The 17813-nt window shown below is 57.5% G+C and carries 20 protein-coding genes and 1 tRNA gene; 13 read left to right on the forward strand and 8 right to left on the reverse strand.

What is annotated here, in order from left to right:
* Positions 1-37: 37 nt before the first annotated feature.
* The 12 genes from AAHK20_RS25495 to AAHK20_RS25550 all read left to right on the forward strand — a co-directional run bounded on the left by AAHK20_RS25495 (position 38) and on the right by AAHK20_RS25550 (position 10458).
* The gene (locus AAHK20_RS25495) at positions 38-1483 is read left to right on the forward strand and encodes a virulence factor TspB C-terminal domain-related protein (RefSeq protein ID WP_449184281.1); all 1446 of its coding nucleotides are present in this window, start codon (positions 38-40) and stop codon (positions 1481-1483) included.
* Positions 1480-1614: a hypothetical protein gene (locus AAHK20_RS25500; protein ID WP_449184282.1), complete on the forward strand. Its 135-nt coding sequence runs from the start codon at positions 1480-1482 to the stop codon at positions 1612-1614. The genes AAHK20_RS25495 and AAHK20_RS25500 overlap by 4 nt, the downstream gene beginning before the upstream one ends.
* Positions 1611-1889 (forward strand): DUF2523 domain-containing protein, encoded by a 279-nt coding sequence (locus AAHK20_RS25505; RefSeq protein ID WP_449184283.1) that lies wholly within the window; start codon positions 1611-1613, stop codon positions 1887-1889. The genes AAHK20_RS25500 and AAHK20_RS25505 overlap by 4 nt, the downstream gene beginning before the upstream one ends.
* Positions 1886-2812, forward strand: a complete 927-nt coding sequence (locus AAHK20_RS25510) for a zonular occludens toxin domain-containing protein (protein WP_449184284.1) — start codon at positions 1886-1888, stop codon at positions 2810-2812. The genes AAHK20_RS25505 and AAHK20_RS25510 overlap by 4 nt, the downstream gene beginning before the upstream one ends.
* Positions 2809-4212 (forward strand): type II secretion system protein GspD, encoded by a 1404-nt coding sequence (locus tag AAHK20_RS25515; RefSeq protein WP_449184285.1) that lies wholly within the window; start codon positions 2809-2811, stop codon positions 4210-4212. Before AAHK20_RS25510 ends, AAHK20_RS25515 begins: the two co-directional genes overlap by 4 nt.
* Positions 4213-4384: 172 nt before the next feature.
* The gene (locus AAHK20_RS25520) at positions 4385-4663 is read left to right on the forward strand and encodes a hypothetical protein (protein ID WP_449184286.1); all 279 of its coding nucleotides are present in this window, start codon (positions 4385-4387) and stop codon (positions 4661-4663) included.
* A gap of 477 nt (positions 4664-5140) precedes the next feature.
* The gene (locus tag AAHK20_RS25525) at positions 5141-5920 is read left to right on the forward strand and encodes a rolling circle replication-associated protein (protein WP_449184287.1); all 780 of its coding nucleotides are present in this window, start codon (positions 5141-5143) and stop codon (positions 5918-5920) included.
* Positions 5921-5930: 10 nt separating this feature from the next.
* A complete protein-coding gene (locus AAHK20_RS25530; protein WP_449184374.1) occupies positions 5931-6146 on the forward strand; it encodes a DUF4224 domain-containing protein in 216 nt (71 codons plus the stop codon).
* 3 nt (positions 6147-6149) lie between these two features.
* The gene (locus tag AAHK20_RS25535; RefSeq protein ID WP_449184288.1) at positions 6150-7169 is read left to right on the forward strand and encodes a tyrosine-type recombinase/integrase; all 1020 of its coding nucleotides are present in this window, start codon (positions 6150-6152) and stop codon (positions 7167-7169) included.
* 204 nt (positions 7170-7373) lie between these two features.
* Positions 7374-8498, forward strand: coding sequence for a ParB/Srx family N-terminal domain-containing protein (locus AAHK20_RS25540; RefSeq protein WP_449184289.1), 1125 nt, complete (start codon positions 7374-7376; stop codon positions 8496-8498).
* Positions 8499-8510: 12 nt separating this feature from the next.
* Positions 8511-9527 carry a hypothetical protein gene (locus AAHK20_RS25545; RefSeq protein WP_449184290.1) on the forward strand — a complete coding sequence of 339 codons (1017 nt, stop codon included), beginning with the start codon at positions 8511-8513 and terminating at the stop codon, positions 9525-9527.
* Positions 9520-10458, forward strand: coding sequence for a DNA adenine methylase (locus AAHK20_RS25550; protein ID WP_449184291.1), 939 nt, complete (start codon positions 9520-9522; stop codon positions 10456-10458). The genes AAHK20_RS25545 and AAHK20_RS25550 overlap by 8 nt, the downstream gene beginning before the upstream one ends.
* Positions 10459-10530: 72 nt before the next feature.
* Here the strand turns inward: AAHK20_RS25550 and AAHK20_RS25555 are convergent.
* The 7 genes from AAHK20_RS25555 to AAHK20_RS25585 form a co-directional block, all read right to left on the reverse strand.
* A tRNA-Thr gene (locus AAHK20_RS25555) sits at positions 10531-10606 on the reverse strand.
* A 19-nt stretch (positions 10607-10625) separates the two neighbouring features.
* Positions 10626-11135 (reverse strand): ClpXP protease specificity-enhancing factor, encoded by a 510-nt coding sequence (locus tag AAHK20_RS25560; protein WP_449184292.1) that lies wholly within the window; start codon positions 11133-11135, stop codon positions 10626-10628.
* A 65-nt stretch (positions 11136-11200) separates the two neighbouring features.
* Positions 11201-11812 (reverse strand): glutathione S-transferase N-terminal domain-containing protein, encoded by a 612-nt coding sequence (locus AAHK20_RS25565; RefSeq protein WP_006052302.1) that lies wholly within the window; start codon positions 11810-11812, stop codon positions 11201-11203.
* 94 nt (positions 11813-11906) lie between these two features.
* Positions 11907-12668: a cytochrome c1 gene (locus AAHK20_RS25570; RefSeq protein WP_449184293.1), complete on the reverse strand. Its 762-nt coding sequence runs from the start codon at positions 12666-12668 to the stop codon at positions 11907-11909.
* Between the two features lie 22 nt (positions 12669-12690).
* On the reverse strand, positions 12691-14076 hold the full coding sequence (locus AAHK20_RS25575) for a cytochrome b (RefSeq protein ID WP_449184294.1): 1386 nt from the start codon (positions 14074-14076) through the stop codon (positions 12691-12693).
* Positions 14077-14697 (reverse strand): ubiquinol-cytochrome c reductase iron-sulfur subunit, encoded by a 621-nt coding sequence (gene petA, locus AAHK20_RS25580; RefSeq protein ID WP_449184295.1) that lies wholly within the window; start codon positions 14695-14697, stop codon positions 14077-14079. It lies immediately after the preceding gene.
* A 222-nt stretch (positions 14698-14919) separates the two neighbouring features.
* Positions 14920-15666, reverse strand: a complete 747-nt coding sequence (locus tag AAHK20_RS25585; protein ID WP_449184296.1) for a Nif3-like dinuclear metal center hexameric protein — start codon at positions 15664-15666, stop codon at positions 14920-14922.
* A 19-nt stretch (positions 15667-15685) separates the two neighbouring features.
* Between AAHK20_RS25585 and AAHK20_RS25590 the strand changes: the two genes are divergently transcribed.
* Positions 15686-16894: a Do family serine endopeptidase gene (locus tag AAHK20_RS25590; RefSeq protein WP_449184297.1), complete on the forward strand. Its 1209-nt coding sequence runs from the start codon at positions 15686-15688 to the stop codon at positions 16892-16894.
* A gap of 99 nt (positions 16895-16993) precedes the next feature.
* Here AAHK20_RS25590 and tatC read toward each other — a convergent pair whose 3' ends face one another.
* Positions 16994-17785 carry a twin-arginine translocase subunit TatC gene (tatC, locus tag AAHK20_RS25595; protein ID WP_449184298.1) on the reverse strand — a complete coding sequence of 264 codons (792 nt, stop codon included), beginning with the start codon at positions 17783-17785 and terminating at the stop codon, positions 16994-16996.
* Positions 17786-17813 lie beyond the last annotated feature (28 nt).

Consider the following 17813-nt stretch of genomic DNA (forward strand, 5'->3'; position numbering starts at 1 on the left):
CCTGTTGGGCAGTCGGCCTGATTCTTTTCTTGTGATCATGCGTAAGCAACTCTTCCGAAAATGGGTGTTAGCCATCGCGCTTTTGTCGTTGCTCGTACAGCAGCAACGCGTTGCCCAGGCGCAGGCGGTGCCAGTACTCGAAGAAGCGTTCTCTGGAACGATCAATGAGGTGATCGCCTCGGCGGTTGAGTCGAACCTGGCGCGGAGAGGCATCACGGTAGCGGCCAACGACGCGACAATGGTTGCTACCGAACAGTACATTGGCAACGCCGTAAACAATGCGTCGTATGGGAGTGCGGCGCTCACCGCACTGGCGTCTATCGCGGGGGCCCCTGTTTGGCTGACGGTTGCCTTAGGAGTCGGTGCGCTTGCCGCTGTGGGAGCAGTATCGTGGGGGCTCTATACGTTGAGCCAGTCGAGCGCGTCTTCGGGAAAAACGCCGGACGGCTCGCCGATGCCGATGGCGCTATCGTTGACTCCAACTACCCCGGACACGACGGACTCCGGATCGCCCGCGCCGGCCGGCAGCTACACATCGTATTGCGATCCGACGGTAGAAAACACGAGTTGCGCGATTCCGTTGCCGCCTTATCTGGAGTACTACGTATCAGGCATGCAGGGGGCAACTGGCGTAATTGGTTGTGTCAGCGCCAGCGATTGCGCGCAGCAAGTGGCCTCTTTTTGGGTCGACTACTACCGAGCGCAGGGCTTTTCGGATGCTTCCGCTAGTTGGGCTCCTGAATCCGCCGGATCGCTCGACGACACCGTCACAATTTCTTCTGCGAGCTTTGGGGCAGTGGTGAGGTCAAGCGCCCCTGTTTCGAACCCGAACTACACACCTCCGCTGCAGCAAGAGAGCGGAACGCTTTCAGCGATACAGCCGGACATTACGTCTTCGATGTTGACCGATCCTGCGCCACAGCAATTATTGGCTGATATGGCGAATCAGTTGTGGCAGGACGCGTCGCTTCAGCCAGGGTACAACGGGGAACCGTACTCGGCCACTGATCCTATTACTGCGCAAGATGTCGCCTCGGCTCCGGAGACCGCGACGTGGAATGACTTGCTTACGGCACCCGCGCCGGTAGGTACGACAGCGGTGCCGATCTCACCGACGGTCACCCCCGGTTCTAGCACATCGACAGGCACAAACCCGGCGAGCAGCCCGACGGGCACATCGACGCCTGACTCCGAGACGAATCCCTGCCAAATCGATCCGACGGCATCGGCTTGCCAGTCGCTCGGTACTGCACCGACTGCCCCGCCGATCCCGACCAGTTCTGCGTCCGTGACTATGAGTCAGTGGTCAATCGGACCGGCGTCTGGACAGTGCCCTTCGCCGATCACCGTTAACGTTATGGGCGCTCCGTTGGTGTTTGATTACTCGCCTTTGTGTTCGTTAGCGAGTCAGTTGCAGCCGCTCGTGCTCGCTCTATGTGCTTTGGGTGCCGCGTTGATCGTCGTTATGGGGATAAGGTCATGAAAATTGTCGTGATCGTGTTAGGTGCGATTTTGTTTGCAGTTTTGGCATGGGGAGTTGTGCAGTCGACCGTAGGAAGCGTCGAGGACGGGAAAGCTATTGTTCGGGCCGCTGCTGCGCAGGTGAATCAATGACCTGGGCCACGTGGTTACTTTCGCTAGTTCAACCGCTGATCGTCCAGGCGTTGATTGCTTTGGGCGTAGGTGTGCTGACGGTGTCTGGCATTGACCTAGCGGTGAATCAGGCCATGTCGTGGTGTTCGTCTGCCGTCGGTGGACTCCCTGCGGACCTGATGAACCTGCTTGCACTTGGGGGCTTCTTTCAGGGCATGTCATATATCGGTGGTGCGTTTAGCGCGCGGGTTGCAATGGCCGGGGCGTCGAGCGTTAAAAAATTCTTCATCCGATGATCACGCTAATAACGGGGACACCTGGGAGCGGAAAAACGCTCTACGCGGTCTGGCTTCTGCAAAAAGAGCTGACGTCGGGCCGGCGTCTCGTGGTGGACGGAATCAAAGACCTCGCCATCGATCACGAGCTGGTCGATGAGGCTTGGGTGAGGACTTGGCACAACCACTGCCAGCAGCATGACCTAATCGTGGTCGATGAAGTTCAGCGAATCTGGCCTCCGGTGTCGGTAAGCGTGAAGCCCACGCCTGATATCGAGGAGCTGCACAAACATCGTCATAGGGGCGTTGATTTCATCGTCATTACGCAACACCCGCAAAGGCTTAACAAGACGATACGCGACCTCGTCGGGCGACACGTTCATGTGCGGCGACTGTTTGGACTCAAACAGGCGATGTTGTACGAGTGGGACCATTGCCACAATCCGAACGCTGGCTTTCGTGATGCCGTAAAGACGCGTTGGGGGTATCCGCGCAAGGTTTTTCAGCTGTACACCAGCGCAGAGGTCCATACGAAGCAGAAGGCGGTCATTCCAAAGACTCTGTTTGTGTTGCCGCTCGCGCTGATCGCCGCGATAGTTTTTGCGTTGAAGGGCTTTCGAGACATGGCTCCGACAAGCATGGGCGGAAAAGGTGCGAAAGGGTCGGCAGCGTCCTCGGTCGCTGGTGCTAAAGGGAGCAGCGCGTCCTTGGCAGAGAACTCGAAAGCGCCTCCGTCTGACGTGTGGCGGGTGTCTGGTCAGTATTCCATTGACGGACGCGGCTATGTGCTCCTTTCCGATAAGCGCGGGCACGTCCGTAGTGAATCAAGCGATGGTTTTCGCGGCGACACGCTTCGTGTCGAAGGCGTGGTGGATGGCCAACGGGTAGCGGTGTGGACAGGTGGCGGTGACGATCCTCACATGGCCAGCGAGGTAACCAGATGAGGCTTATCGATGCGCTGACCTCATCTGCACTGCTGTTGGTCTCTTGTGCGAGTGCGGCGGAGCTTACTCCTCCCCTTCCACCATTGCCGGGTGGAGTGCTACCTGTCGCTGCTGCACCAACGGTGCCGCTGTCGCCATTGCCTAGGGTTAAGGGCGGAGCGTTTGATCTGCGGTTTGTCAATGTTGGGCAGCTCGTGGACCTACTCTACGGCGATGCAATGCACATACCGCATGTGATCAGTTCGGACGTTTTACAGGACACGCGATTGGTGTCGTTCCAATATGACGAGAAGAATGCCGATCTGCACAGTTTTGTGCGGGTGTTTCTCGATTCACTTGGGTTCAAGGTGGAAACGAAAGATGGAGTGGACTTCGTTAGCCGGAAGTACGCTGCCGATGAGAACGACGCCGAGCGAGAGACTTTTGTCTACCGACCTAGGTATCGATCGGCTGCGTATCTTGCAAAACTCGTCCAGCCCTTGTTTGCCGGGCGGATGAATTCAGCGCAGGACGCTTCGCTCTCTCAGTCACAGCCGCTACCGACCGCAACTGTTGGCGCGCCGGCGATGCCAGTCGATGCCTCCGCTGTTCGGCCCTCTGCGGAGACACCGATGTCCCGCAGCGGCCGTCCCGCAGGGCTACCGTCGTCGGTAGCATCGGCAGACGACTTAGTGTTTTACGGCTCGCCATCGGAGATACGAAATTTAAAGAAGGTGCTACCTGAACTGGACACCGCGCCCGGCGAGGTGGAAGTGCATGGTTGGGTGTACGAGGTCTCGGATACCAATGCCAAAAACTCTGCATTCTCGATTGCAGCGCACGTTCTCGATGGGCAGCTAGGCATATCGAACGGACCCACCAGCGGTGACGGGACGGCGCTTACGTTCGACGCACATTTTTTGAATTTGGCTATCTCGGCGCTGTCAGCCGACTCTCGTTTCCACGAGGTTAGCAACCCGCACGTTCGGGTGCTGTCAGGCGAGAAGGTAAGTCTGAACGTGGGTTCGCAGGTGCCAACGTTGGGTTCGATCAGCTATCAGGGCGCGGCGGGTACGCCAGTGCAGTCTGTCGATTATCAGGACGCGGGCGTGATCTTCCAAGTGCAGCCAACGGTTCTCGATAGTGCAATTGAGGTGAGGCTCGATGAGCAGATTTCTTCGTTCGTTTCGACGACGACCGGCGTCAACAACAGTCCGACCAAAAACACGCGGGAAATGACCACGACGGTAAGCATGAAGGACGGCGAGGTGATCGTGCTCGGCGGACTGGTGCAAGACTCCGACACGTCTGCGGTAAATCACGAGGGCTGGCTACCTCACTTCCTCGACGGTCGCAGCTCATCAAAGGAGCGCACCGAAGTGCTGTTGGTGTTGCAGGTTCAGCGCGTCAAACCAACGTAGCGTCGAGAAGGATGTAGTCGCATGCGCTGGGGTCAAGGCTCGCGATAGCGACCCGAAGGGCTTGGCCTTGACGCCAGCTACACGGCTATACGCTTCAGGCATGGGTTGTGTCGACCGCAGGGCGGCGCAACCCATGCCTACACAGATGCGATTTTTCCAGCGGAGAACAACCATGTACATCGAGCAGCCGTTCGGCTACGGGCGGAAGAAGCGTGTGTGGGTGGGGCGCAGGCCAGTTGTCTTGGTTGCGCGTGGTGCGCGGCAGATGATCGTCATGCGCCCTCGTTTAACTCGGTTGTTTGGTTTTAAGGTCCGCGATGAGGTCGTGCTGACGCGGCGTGGCGACGGGAGCATCACGCTCGAAAAGGCGCTGGGTCAGCATCGCTCACGCTTCGGCGGACGGCGGGCCGCGGCGGTAGCGCGGACGGCCGGGCGCGCGAAGCGCGCCTAGATTTATATCAGGGACACTTAACGTAACGGGGATGAGATGGCTCAGTGTGGACAGGCGAGACAAAAGAAGATGGGCGGTCTGTTCGAGGTTTCATTCGCAAGCGATTGCGTGTTACTCGGTGTGATGCGTGGTTTGACTTTGACTACGTCTGAGGGAGTGCTTCCGGTCATGGCGCTTCGAAAGGGCAGCGACTGTTACGTGGTCGCCGGTTCGTTCGTGCTGCTTGATAGTTCTGAACGTTGTCCCATTGACCGCCACTGGGCGTATTTGGGGCTCCGGGGCAATGGGCTGGACAGCGCCAGCGCTCGGCGTTTTGAATCGATTGATGCTCTGAGGGGATGGCTCGCAGGGGTGCGAGGTACTTGGCATCCGGCTTTCTGCGGCGAATTGATAGTCTGACTTGGCAAGAAAAGAAAAAGCCCCGACCGTTGCAGCGGTTCGAGGCTCGGTACAACAGCATTACAAGGACGAGTTGCAATGCACGACGAGAGTATAGGAGATTTCTCCGCGTTTCGCCGGGAATGGGTGATTCGCGGGCGCAATTTCGGTGACGGGCAGGTAGAGGTAACTGCCACGCGCTTCGATCGATATATGGGTGCTCAACGGTTGAGCACTTTGCCACGCGCGAAGCGTGGCGAGTCCGAGAACACAGAGCAAAATCAGATGGATGCGGCAAAGCGTGCGAAGAAGCAGGTTCGTCTCCGCTGTAAGGCAATTGGCGCTGACCGAATGATCACCCTCACCTACCGCGAGAACATGACGGACAAGCAGCGGCTTAAGAAGGATTTTGATGCTTTGCGCAGGCGTCTCGGCAAACTCTACGACTTCCACTACGTGGCTGTTGCTGAGCGTCAGAAGCGCGGTGCGTGGCATTTGCATATCGCCGTCAGGGGGCGGCAAAACTACCGAATTCTTCGGGCTATCTGGCGCAGCGTAGTTGGGCAAGACAATGGAAACATCGACGTGCGGAATCCGTTCAGGGAGAAAGGTCTGCGGCACAAGCTTGCGTCGTATCTATGCAAGTACATGACCAAGGACTTTGTCGAGCACGCGGTCAACGAGAAGCGGTACTGGACCAGTCGCGGGATAGCCGTACCCGAAGAGCACTCGATAGATCACCTGTTGGAGAACAACCCCGTGGACGCTATCAAGGCGGCATTCGCCGCAGCGCTCAAGGTCGGATCCTCGTTGGATCGGTGCCAAACGTATTGGAACGAGGCTTTAGGTTGCTTTTGGTTATCAACCCGGGAGACCTGAAATGACGGATATGTTTTTGTCTCCCTTTGAGTTAGCAGTGCTTACCGGCAGGAAAGTCAAATCCAAGCAGATCGAGGCTCTTCGCAGAATGGGTGTACCGTTTTTTGTCAATGCGTGTGGACGTGCCGTAGTTGCTCGCTCTGCTATCGAGGGGCGCGGGGACGTTGTAGCGCGGGTGGGGAATAGTGCCCACTCTAGTTGGAGTCCTTCGGTACTTGGGGATTGATCCGTGGGGCGCAAACCAACCAAAAATCTCCATTTACCGCCCCGGATGCGGGTCAAGAAAACCTTGCGGGGGCGGACGTATTACTACTACGACATGGGTGGCAAGCCACGTCGATGGAAAGCGTTGGGTGGCGATTTTGTGGAGGCGCTCAGGCTGTATGCGGATCTTGAGCAGGGCAATCGAGATCCGCGAAGCCTTGTTACCTTTCGACACGTGGCTCTGCGATACACGACGGAGGTTTTGCCAACCAAGGCTCGGGAGACTCAGCGCACGAACCTTCTGCAGTTAGAGCGGCTGTATCAGTTTTTTGACAGCCCGCCTGCGCCACTCGACGCAATCAAACCTATTCACATCCGGAGATACCTCGACTGGCGAAAGGAGTCGCCGATTGCTGCGAATCGTGAGATTGCGTTGTTTTCACATATATTTAACAAAGCTCGCGAATGGGGGGCTACCGACCAGCCTAACCCATGCGCCGGCGTTCGTAAGCATAGGGAATCAGGGCGCGATGTCTATGTTGACGACGGACTCTATCGCGCGTTATGGGATAAGGCGGATGCCCCACTCCGAGACGCCATGGATGTGGCGTATCTAACCGGACAAAGGCCGGCGGATGTACTCAAGCTGGACGAGCGAGATCTTCGCGGCGGAGTCGTAGCAATTCGTCAGAACAAGACCCACACGCAGTTGCGAATCGAAATTGTAGGCGAACTAGCTGTTGTGCTGGACCGGATAGCCGTGCGAAAGGCGACCCTTAAAGTGCGTGCGACCCGGTTGATAGTCGACGAGGACGGCAAGCCATTGGGACGCTCGGCCTTGCGGTTTCGATTCGATCGGGCGCGTGACGCGGCTGGTATCGACAAAGAGACGTTCCAGTTCCGTGATCTCCGGGCAAAGGCCGGAACCGATAAAGAGAGCGCGACCGATCTGCGGGAGGCTCAGGCGCTACTCGGTCATGGGAGCGTCGCTATGACCGAGCACTACGTTCGAAAACGGGGACGCAAGATCACACCGACACGCTGATCGCGGGAGCCTCGCCGGCAAGCGATTGCGCTCCTTCAAAGAATACGTACATGGTACAATTTTGCGGTAAACCAGCGAGAAAAAACGCTTTCAAATTAATGGGTTACCCGAATGACTTCAGGACGAAAAGCAAGTAAGACCGAGCCCCAAGCGGAAGCCGTAATCGAGATCGGCCAGACAAAGCGCGTTCCGACGAGTCTTTTGATGTTTGATCGCGACAACCCGCGACTGATGACCGGGGACGAACACTCGACAGTAGACGATGTTGCAATCGTGTCTGCGTACCGTGAGATCGCCGCGCTGGACGAGTTGGTGGCGTCGATCTATACGAATAAATATCTTGATCTAGAGCCTCTGATCGTTATCGGTCCGGACAATGGGCCATTCACCGTGCTTGAAGGCAACCGTCGACTTGCGGCTATCAAGGTACTGCAAGACCGCCAACTCGCCCAAAAAGCGAAGGTTTCGGTCCCCCAAAAGATCCCGGCGGATGTTCTTAAATCCCTCGAAGCGGTTACGTGCTATCGCGTCGCGAAAGCGACTGACGCGGAAGCCTTTATTGGATTCAAGCACATTAATGGCCCCCATCGCTGGGATGCATATGCCAAAGCGCAATTTGTGGCGACTTGGTATCGACGCGAACGTAGTAGCGGACTGACGATCGACCGAATTGCCTTTCAAACCGGCGACACGAATAACACTATTCGCGACTACATCGGTGCGATATTTGTGCTTGAGCAGGCGCAAAAAAGGAAGCTTTTTGATATCTCAAATCGATCAAATAATGGTCGATTTGCGTTTTCACATTTATATACGGCTCTCGGTAGAAAAGAGTATCTAGAATTTCTTGGGCTTGAGTCGGGTTGGAACGCTGCACCTTCCGACACCCCTATCAAGAAGGATTATTTAGATAATCTTGAGGAAACTCTGCTCTACCTTTACGGATCGAAAACGGATGACAAGAAGTCATTGATCGAATCGCAAAACCCGGACCTGCGAAAATTGGGGATGTGCCTAGTTAATAGTCGGGCACTGACCAAGCTACGGAACGGAGCTACGCTAACTGTCTCGTATGCCGAGATTGATGGTGCTGGTCAATTTAACGAAGCACTTGTGTTGGCAGAATCAAAACTTGACACGGCAATGCGCCTGATTGCCAAGTACGACCACGACCCGGAAATTTTGGTCGTTGCTGAGGATATTTTGCAGAAAGCGCAGTTCATCTACAAGTTTATGTCCGAGAGCAACGCGAAATCCCCGCAGCGGTCGATTTCAAGCCGCACTGGTGGCACATCGCGTGAGGCACAAGCGAAATCTAAAAAACGTTGATAAAACCAAACTATGGCACTTTCGTCGCTTCCGCTGGATAGTGATGCTCAGGTTATTGTCGATTGGCTAGAGCTTAGAGTTATCGGGTCCGAGTACCTTTCTTTTAGTGTTTCCGAGCTGCAGCGGATTTTCGATACGCGAAGGAATACCGAAGAGACTGACTTCGAGGAAAAATCGAGCGGTGAAGAAGACTTCTACCAAAGCGCAATGAATGAGATCGAGTACAGAATCCGATGTCTCGGTACTTCATATCCTTTCGCGCTTAGTAGCAGTGGTGCCAGCTTGGAGCTTAAAGAGAAGCCCAACGCAGGGATGTATGCTTACTTGCTTTGCCTGCTGTTATCGCATACGAAGCAAGGGGAAGTGTTTAGCGGCGACTATTTACCGAAGATTACCAATCGTGTTCGGGATTACTTCCAAGCGTGCTCCACTTTGGCTGTCGCCGGGATTGTTTCCGGAAATGCATTTTCGTTTGGCTTTCCGCGTCCTGACAATACGGGGTTTCTGGCAAAGCTTCAATCTATCTATCGTCGCTTCGGAGAAGGGCGAGTAGTCCGGCAGATACCGAAAGGGGCGTCTCGTAGCCCCAAAGATGAGCAAATCGACGTGATCGGTTGGCAGGATCGTCCCGACGGCGCTGCGGGGAAGCACTATGTTTTGGGGCAAGTCGCTTCGGGCAATGACTGGCCTGGGAAGTCGATTAAGGGTGGTCCAATCGATCGATTCCATCATACGTGGTTCGATGCGCCCGGAATTGCATCCCAGCACCGTGCGGCTCTATTCATCCCTTATTGCATAGTCGCGAATCGGGGCGAAACTGTTAAAGACAAGCTTCTTGTACTCACGAGTGAGTTTGGGGATATTTACCATCGCCACGTATTGCCGAGGCTAGTTCTTAAAGGGCTTAGATTGGGCCAACGACTAAATGGGCAAGCAACTATCGAACGGATTACCGATTTTCCGGAGATCGTTGCTTGGGTTAGTAAAGAGTTAGTAAAGTTTCGAAAAATTGCACAAGTGAATGTCTAGTCCCTTTCTCAATCCATTGCGCTATCCCGGTAGCAAGGCGCGCTCAATCGAATTCTTTGCGGAAATCGCGCGAAGAAATGACCTCGTTGGCCGCGAAATTGTTGAACCGTATGCTGGGAGCGGCGCGGTTTCGTTCGGACTGCTTGAGCGAAAACTGGTATCGCGCGCGATGTTTTTCGAGCGAGATCCGTTGGTATTTTCGTTTTGGCATTGCGTCTTCCATCGGTGTCAGGAGCTGATCGACGCGGTGCTTGCGGTCGAGGTTACCCTTGATACGTGGCATCGGCTTGATGTACTCCGCAACGTAGACGACGTTAATAACAACAACATCGTCCAACTCGGGCTCGCGGGCCTTTTTTTCAATCGGACCAATTTTTCGGGGGTGATTCACGCCGGTCCAATTGGGGGGCAAAGCCAAACTAGCGATTACTCGATTAGCTGTCGATTCAATAAAGCGGATTTAGTGAAACGAATTCGCGATGCATCATCCTTTGGTGATCGCGTTTCGGTATTCTTTGGCGATGCTGTTCACGCATTAGAGGATGCGAAGAGCGTGAATAATGAAAACCGTTTCTTCTACGTAGACCCGCCGTACTTTGAGCAGGGTCGTAAACTCTACCGATATCATTATCGGTTTGGAGACCACGAGAGGCTTGCTGGTGTCTTGGCTGATGCGTCTTACGATTGGGTGCTGAGCTACGACTCACACGCGGTTATCGATTTCCTGTATTCCGACCATTACAAGTTTCGGCACGTCTTTCGATATTCGAGCAAAGCTCACAAGATGGAAGAGGAGCTGGTCATCAGTAATCGCGAGTTGAATTTCGCGCAAGCTGTTGCAGCGGAACAACGGACGTTGCCTTTCGATGACGAGGACGAGACGAACATCGCCGTAAGTGACGACGACTTGGCGTTGACTGATATCAATTGACGGTTTGTAGAACAACGATACTTTTGTAGATCAAAAAAAAGCGGGCCCCATCTCTGGGACCCGCTTCAATACTGGTGCCGGCTGCAGGACTCGAACCCGCCACCTGATGATTACAAATCAACTGCTCTACCAGATGAGCTAAGCCGGCGTGAGACCGCGATTCTACTTCATTTCACGATCTTGAGGTGGCCTCTGCCGCCGCCTTTTTGTCCGTCGTCATCGGTAGGCGGTTCGTCGTCGTCGCCTTCGGTCTCGGCTTCGGCCGTCGCTGCGGGAGGCTCGGAAGATACCGAAGCCGCAGCCGGCGCAGCACTAACAGCAGGCTTCCCAGCCGTCGCGCCCGGCGCCTCTGCGCCTGCCGCCGCCGGCTCAACAGGAAACGCCATCCCCTGCCCGTTCTCGCGCGCATAGATCGCGAGCACGTTCGCCACCTGCACCTCGATCTTGTGCGACTTGCCGGAAAAGCGCGCGCTGAATTCGACCCACTCGTTACCCATCTGCAACTGGCTCGTCGCCTCGAAGCTGATGTTCAGCACGATCTCGTCGTTGTGCACGAACTGGCGCGGAACGCGTGTGTTCTGGTCGACCCGCACCGCGATGTGCGGCGTGTAGCCGTTATCCGTGCACCACTCGTACAACGCGCGCAGCAAATAAGGCTTCGTGGAAATCTCTTGCATCAACTGTCCTCACACGGAAGCGGCGCGCCGCCGTTCCAAGCCGGCGCGGCCGCTCCGAATCCATCTCAACGGCGCATCACCTTTTCCGAAGGCGTCAGCGCTTCGATATAGGCCGGGCGGCTGAAAATGCGCTCGGCGTACTTCATCAGCGGCGCCGCGTTCTTCGACAGTTCGATGCCGTAGTGATCCAGACGCCACAAGAGCGGCGCGATCGCGACGTCGAGCATCGAGAACTCTTCGCCCAGCATGTACTTGTTCTTCAGGAAGATCGGAGCGAGTTGCGTCAGGCGGTCGCGAATCGCGAGGCGCGCCTTTTCGTGATTCTTCTCGGCCGCCTTGCCCTTTTCGTTTTCGAGCGTGCCGACATGAACGAACAGCTCTTTCTCGAAGTTGAGCAGGAACAGACGCGCGCGGGCGCGCTGCACCGGGTCGGCCGGCATCAGCTGCGGGTGCGGGAAGCGCTCGTCGATGTACTCGTTGATGATGTTCGATTCGTACAGGATCAAGTCGCGCTCGACCAGAATCGGCACCTGCCCATACGGGTTCATCACCGCGATGTCTTCGGGCTTGTTGAAGAGGTCGACGTCGCGGATCTCGAAGTCCATGCCCTTTTCGAACAGCACCAGCCGGCAACGCTGGGAGAACGGGCAAGTTGTGCCGGAATACAGAACCATCATGTTTAAAGTTTCCTCAAGAAGCTAAGGGCCGGCACGCCGAAAAACCGTACCGCAGGTTTTTCCTTGCGCCGGCCCCACACCGATCACGGCATGTTTATTTGATGTCTTTCCAATACGCGGCGTTCAGCCGCCAGGCGAAAAAGGTCAAAACGCCCAGGAACAGCAGCACCCACACGCCAAGCTGCCTGCGGGTCTGCTGGGTAGGTTCGGACATCCACGACAGGTAGGCAACCAGGTCGCCGACGGCAGCATCATAATCTACTGACGACATCGTCCCGGATTTCACCTGTTGAAACGCGACGAAGCGATGGGATTTTTCTCCCGTTTCCGAGTCGGTTACGTCCTCGAATTGCGCGGTGCGTTCCCCCTGCAGCTGCCACAGTACGTGCGGCATGCTGACGTTCTCGAACACCATGTTGTTCCATCCGGTCGGGCGCGTGTCGTCGCGATAGAAGCTGCGCAGATACGTGTACAACCAGTCGCGATTGCGCGCCCGCGCCTCCACCGACAAATCCGGCGGCGCCACCCCGAACCACGTCTTCGCGTCGCCCGGGCGCATCGCCACGGTCATCGTGTTGCCGACTTTGTCAGTCGTAAACAGCAGGTTCGCCTCGATTTCCTTCTGCGGAATGCCAATTTGCTCCAACGCGCTGTAGCGCATCAGGCTCGCACTATGGCAACTCAGGCAATAGTTTACAAACAATTGGGCGCCGTGCTGCAGGGAAGCGAGATTTTCCGTGTTATCGGGCGCACGGTCGAGCGGAAAATTTTCGTCCGCGTGAACGGAAACCGCCGCCAACCCCAGCGAGAGCGCCGCAGCGCCGATCACCGCGAGCTTCGAAAGCAATTTCTTCATATCGTTGTCTCCATGCTCGCGGTTAATGGGGCTTGAACCGGACGCGCTCGGGCGGCTCTTTGAACTTGCCGAGCGGTGTCCAGAACGGCATGCCGAGGAAGAACGCGAAGTAGATCAGCGCGCAGATCTGCGCGATCAGGGTCGCGGCCGGCGACGGCGGCTTGGTCCCAAGGAACGCGAGCGTGAAGAACGCGAGGACGAAGATCGCATAGAAGACCTTGTGGAAGAACGGCCGGTAGCGGATCGACTTCACGGGGCTGCGGTCGAGCCATGGCAGGAAGCACAGCGAAATCACCGCCGAGCCCATCACGACGACGCCCCAGAACTTCGATTCCGTCAGATACATCGCGATCAGCACGAGCACCGCGAGTACCGGCAAGCCACCCCGCCATTTGCCGCGCGCCCTGAAAAGCGCGAGCAAGCCGAGCAGCGCGATCACGATCATGAGGACGATCTTGAACGGGTCGGTCGTGGCGCGCAGCATCGCGTAGAACGCTGTGAAGTACCAGACCGGCGCGATCTCGGGCGGCGTCTGCAGCGAGTTCGCCGGGATGAAGTTGTTCGATTCGAGGAAGTAGCCGCCCATCTCCGGCGCGAAGAAGATGATCGCCGCGAACACGATCAGGAACACGCACACGCCCATGAAGTCGTGCACCGAGTAGTACGGGTGGAACGGGATGCCGTCGATCGGCTTGCCGTCCGCGCCCTTCTTCGCCTTGATCTCGATGCCGTCCGGGTTGTTCGACCCCACCTCATGCAGCGCGACGATGTGCGCGAACACGAGCAGGATCAGCACGAGCGGAATCGCGATCACGTGGAACGCGAAGAAGCGGTTCAGTGTGACGTCGGACACGACATAGTCGCCGCGAATCCACAGCGACAGGTCCGGCCCGATGAACGGAATCGCCGAGAACAGGTTCACGATCACCTGCGCGCCCCAGTAGGACATCTGGCCCCACGGCAGCAGATAGCCGAAGAACGCCTCGGCCATCAGGCACAGGAAGATCGCGCAGCCGAACAGCCACACGAGCTCGCGCGGCTTGCGATACGAGCCGTACAGCAGCCCGCGGAACATGTGCAGGTAGACGACCACGAAGAACATCGAGGCGCCCGTGGAGTGCATGTAGCGGATCAGCCACCCCCACGGCACCTCGCGCATGATGTACTCGACGGACGCGAACGCGAGCGTCGAATCCGGCTTGTAGTTCATCGTCAGGAAGATGCCCGTGACGATCTGGTTCACGAGCACGAGCAGCGCGAGCGAGCCGAAGAAGTACCAGAAGTTGAAATTCTTCGGCGCGTAGTACTCGGAGACGTGCTTCTTCCACGTCTCGGTCATCGGAAATCGCTTGTCGATCCAGCCGGTAAAGCCTGTCGTCGTCTCCACTTCTTTTTCGGTCGTCGCCATTTACGCTTCTCCTTGCTCGTCCTTGCCGATCACGACGGTCGTTGCCGACGTGAACATGTAGCGCGGGATATCGAGGTTCTGCGGCGCGGGCTTGTTCTTGAAGACGCGGCCGGCGAGGTCGTAGGTCGAACCGTGGCACGGACAAAGGAAGCCGCCGTGCCAGTCGTCGGGGAGGTTCGGCTGGGGACCTTCCTGAAAGCGCTGAACCGGCGTGCAGCCAAGGTGCGTGCACACGCCGACGGCGACGAGGATGTTCTTGTGTTCGGCCCGCGAGCGGTACTCGTTGTTGCAGTACTCGGGCAACGGCATCGAAAAGGGCTTCTTGGTGTGCGGATCGGCGACTTCGCTGTCCGACTTGGTGACGTCGACGAGCATTTCGTCGGTGCGGTTGATGAGCCACACCGGCTTGCCGCGCCACGCCACGGTCATCATTTCGCCAGGCTTCAGATTGCTGATATCGACTTCGACCGGAGCGCCGGCTGCTTTGGCCTTGTCGGACGGCGCCAGGGAACCAACAAAGGGTATGACAGTGGCCACGCCTCCAAAGCCACCTGCTACGGACGTCGCTATCAGCCAGGTACGGCGGCCGCCGTCGACGCGCTGCTCTTCTTTGTCTCGCATCACACGCCCCACTTCTGAATTGGATTTTTCCGTCACGTCTTTTTTCAAGCCTCGCTAGTTTGCTCGAATGGAGTCGGCATTTACAAGGCCCGATTGACAAAAACCGTGCGAAGTCCTTGACGCATAAGGGTTTCCCCGCACGATTGCGACGTTTTATTGCACTCCTCTTTTTAAGCATTTCCTTCGCCGGCCATGCAATTGCCGGCGAAGATTTTCGCGTGGTTAAACCGGGTTATGGATATCGATAAACAAGTGCTCGACATCGAAGGTTTCCGAAAGGTGCGCACCGAGCGCCTGCACGCCGAAGCGCTCGGTCGCGTGATGGCCGGCCGCGAGGAAGGCGACACCGCTTTCGGCCGACATGTGCGTGGTCGGCTCGGAGATTTCGCCGGTCAGGAAGACGTCAGCGCCGGCGTCGATCGCGGCCTCGAAGTAGCTTTGCGCGCCGCCCGTGCACCACGCGACGCGGCGCAGTTCCCAATCCGGATCGCCGAGCACCAGTGGCTCGCGGCCGAGCGTCTGTTCGACTTGCGCGGCGAAGTGAGCGAGCGTGATCGGCATCGGCAGCGTGGTCATCCAGCCGAGGTCCTGGTCGCCGAAACGCCCATCGGGAATCCAGCCCATGCGCTCGCCAATCTGCGCGTTATTGCCGTATTCGGGGTGATCGTCGAGCGGCAGGTGAAAGGCAAACAGATTCAAATCGTTTGCAAGCAGAAGCTTGAGCCGCTTGTATTTGCGGCCGGTGATTTGCGGCGCTTCATTGCGCCAGAAATAACCGTGATGGACCAATACGGCGTCGGCGCCCCACTCCAGCGCGGCCTCGAGAAAAGCGAGTGAAGCCGTTACTCCGGTCGCGATTTTATTGATGCGGCGGCGGCCCTCGACTTGCAACCCATTCGGGCAGTAGTCCTTGAACCGGCCGCTTTCTAACACGCTGTTCAAGTACAATTCAAGTTCGATCCTATCCATATAAACCTCTATTCATCAGATGCTTAGACGCTTTTGGCTGTTCTTTGCCCAAGCGGTGACCGTGCTTCTTGCGCTCATGTTCATTGTGGCGACACTCAAGCCCCAATGGCTGACCAAACAAGGGCAATTCGGCAAGCAGCTCGCCGAACCGATCGTCGCTTTGCGGGAAGTGGCGCCAAGCATCGGCACCGGTCCCGCAACAGCTTCCTATGCCGACGCCGCCCAAAAGGCGATGCCAGCGGTGGTGAATGTGTTTTCCAGCAAGGACGGCGCGCTGCCGCCCGATCCCCGCGCGAAAGACCCGCTCTTTCGCTACTTCTTCGGCGACCGGAACAAAGGCAAGCAGCAGGAAGAGCCCGCCACCAACTTGGGCTCGGGCGTCATCGTGAGTTCTGAAGGTTACATCCTAACGAACCAGCATGTCGTCGATGGGGCAGAAAAGATCGAGATCTCGCTGGCCGACGGGCGAACCACTAGCGCCAAAGTGATCGGCGTCGATCCCGAGACCGACCTTGCGGTACTGAAAGTCAACCTGACGAACCTGCCCACCATCACGCTCGGCCGCATGGACCAGGCGCGCGTCGGCGACGTCGTGCTCGCGATCGGCAACCCGTTCGGCGTCGGCCAGACGGTAACGATGGGCATCATCAGCGCGCTCGGGCGCAACCACCTTGGGATCAACACCTTCGAGAACTTCATCCAGACCGATGCGCCGATCAACCCCGGCAACTCGGGCGGCGCGCTCGTCGACGTGAACGGCAATCTGCTCGGCATCAACACCGCGATCTACTCGCGCTCGGGCGGCTCGCTCGGGATCGGCTTCGCGATTCCCGTCTCGACCGCGCGCAGCGTGCTCGAAAGCATCATCACGACGGGTTCGGTCACGCGCGGCTGGATCGGCGTCGAGCCGCAGGACGTAACGCCCGAGATCGCCGAATCGTTCGGGCTCGAGCAGAAGAGCGGCACGATCATCACGGGCGTCTTGCAGGGCGGTCCGGCCGACAAGGCGGGCATCAAGCCCGGCGACGTCCTGCAAAGCGTGAACGGCGAGGAAATCACCGATACGACGCGCCTCTTGAACGTCATCGCGCAGATCAAGCCGGGCACCGACGCCAAGATTCGCCTGATCCGCAAGAACAAGCCGATCGACCTCACGGTGATGATCGGCAAGCGGCCCCCGCCGCCGAAGCAGGCGACCAGCGACGACAATCAGAACGACGACGAGTAACGCAAATTAGTTGGATTGCGTGCCGCTTGGCCGGCACGCGGGCGACAGGAAAGCAAAAGGGCAGCCGCGGCTGCCCTTTTGCTTTTCATAGTTCGCTATTCAACTCGCCGCCTGCTCCTCGTCTGCCGCAGTCTCAACCTGCTTTCCGACGATCAACCGCGCCGCGATGATCCCGGCCTCGTAAAGCACGATCAACGGCAGCGCGAGAATGAGCTGCGAGAACACGTCCGGCGGCGTCACGACGGCCGCGATAATGAACGCACCGACGATCACATACGGACGAATCTCCTTGAGCTTCTTGATCGTGACGAGGCCCATGCGCACGAGCAACACCACGACGATCGGCACCTCGAACGTCACGCCAAACGCGAGGAACATCGTCAGCACGAAGCTCAGGTAGTTGTCGATATCGGTGGACATCTCCACGCCGAGCGGCGCGTTGTAATGCGCCATCACGCGGAAGATCGTCGGGAACACGACGAAGTAGGCAAACGCCATCCCGCACAGGAAGAGCACGTAGCTGCTGCCTACCAGCGGGGTGACCAGCTTCTTCTCGTGCTGATACAGCCCAGGCGCGACGAACGCCCAGATTTGATACAGCACGTACGGCAGCGCGATCACGAGCGCGACGACCATCGTCACCTTCATCGGCACGAAGAACGAGCCGGTGACGTCGGTGACGATCATCTTGCCGCCTTTCGGCAAGTTCTCCATCAGCGGCCGCGCGAGCAGCCGGAAGATGTCGGGCGCCCAATACACGAGTCCGATAAAGACGACGATGACGGAGAGGCCCGCCCGAATGATGCGGTCGCGCAGTTCGACGAGGTGGGAAATGAAGGTCTCTTCGGTGCCTTCTTCCTGGCTGCTCTGGCTTTGCTGGGGGTCGCTCACAACGGCCCTCGGTAGGAGATTGACGATT

The sequence above is a fragment of the Trinickia camelliae genome (genome assembly GCF_053525655.1).

Excerpts from the sequence above, each read along its gene's own strand:
- AAHK20_RS25500 (WP_449184282.1), top strand. The coding sequence starts at position 1,480 with ATGAAAATTGTCGTGATCGTGTTAGGTGCGATTTTGTTTGCAGTTTTG.
- AAHK20_RS25520 (WP_449184286.1), top strand. The coding sequence starts at position 4,385 with ATGTACATCGAGCAGCCGTTCGGCTACGGGCGGAAGAAGCGTGTGTGG.
- AAHK20_RS25510 (WP_449184284.1), top strand. The coding sequence starts at position 1,886 with ATGATCACGCTAATAACGGGGACACCTGGGAGCGGAAAAACGCTCTAC.
- AAHK20_RS25505 (WP_449184283.1), top strand. The coding sequence starts at position 1,611 with ATGACCTGGGCCACGTGGTTACTTTCGCTAGTTCAACCGCTGATCGTC.
- AAHK20_RS25565 (WP_006052302.1), bottom strand. The coding sequence starts at position 11,812 with ATGATGGTTCTGTATTCCGGCACAACTTGCCCGTTCTCCCAGCGTTGC.
- AAHK20_RS25495 (WP_449184281.1), top strand. The coding sequence starts at position 38 with ATGCGTAAGCAACTCTTCCGAAAATGGGTGTTAGCCATCGCGCTTTTG.
- AAHK20_RS25575 (WP_449184294.1), bottom strand. The coding sequence starts at position 14,076 with ATGGCGACGACCGAAAAAGAAGTGGAGACGACGACAGGCTTTACCGGC.
- petA (WP_449184295.1), bottom strand. The coding sequence starts at position 14,697 with ATGCGAGACAAAGAAGAGCAGCGCGTCGACGGCGGCCGCCGTACCTGG.
- AAHK20_RS25570 (WP_449184293.1), bottom strand. The coding sequence starts at position 12,668 with ATGAAGAAATTGCTTTCGAAGCTCGCGGTGATCGGCGCTGCGGCGCTC.
- AAHK20_RS25530 (WP_449184374.1), top strand. The coding sequence starts at position 5,931 with ATGTTTTTGTCTCCCTTTGAGTTAGCAGTGCTTACCGGCAGGAAAGTC.
- AAHK20_RS25550 (WP_449184291.1), top strand. The coding sequence starts at position 9,520 with ATGTCTAGTCCCTTTCTCAATCCATTGCGCTATCCCGGTAGCAAGGCG.
- AAHK20_RS25545 (WP_449184290.1), top strand. The coding sequence starts at position 8,511 with ATGGCACTTTCGTCGCTTCCGCTGGATAGTGATGCTCAGGTTATTGTC.
- AAHK20_RS25540 (WP_449184289.1), top strand. The coding sequence starts at position 7,374 with ATGTTTGATCGCGACAACCCGCGACTGATGACCGGGGACGAACACTCG.
- AAHK20_RS25585 (WP_449184296.1), bottom strand. The coding sequence starts at position 15,666 with ATGGATAGGATCGAACTTGAATTGTACTTGAACAGCGTGTTAGAAAGC.
- AAHK20_RS25525 (WP_449184287.1), top strand. The coding sequence starts at position 5,141 with ATGCACGACGAGAGTATAGGAGATTTCTCCGCGTTTCGCCGGGAATGG.
- AAHK20_RS25590 (WP_449184297.1), top strand. The coding sequence starts at position 15,686 with ATGCTTAGACGCTTTTGGCTGTTCTTTGCCCAAGCGGTGACCGTGCTT.
- AAHK20_RS25515 (WP_449184285.1), top strand. The coding sequence starts at position 2,809 with ATGAGGCTTATCGATGCGCTGACCTCATCTGCACTGCTGTTGGTCTCT.
- AAHK20_RS25560 (WP_449184292.1), bottom strand. The coding sequence starts at position 11,135 with ATGCAAGAGATTTCCACGAAGCCTTATTTGCTGCGCGCGTTGTACGAG.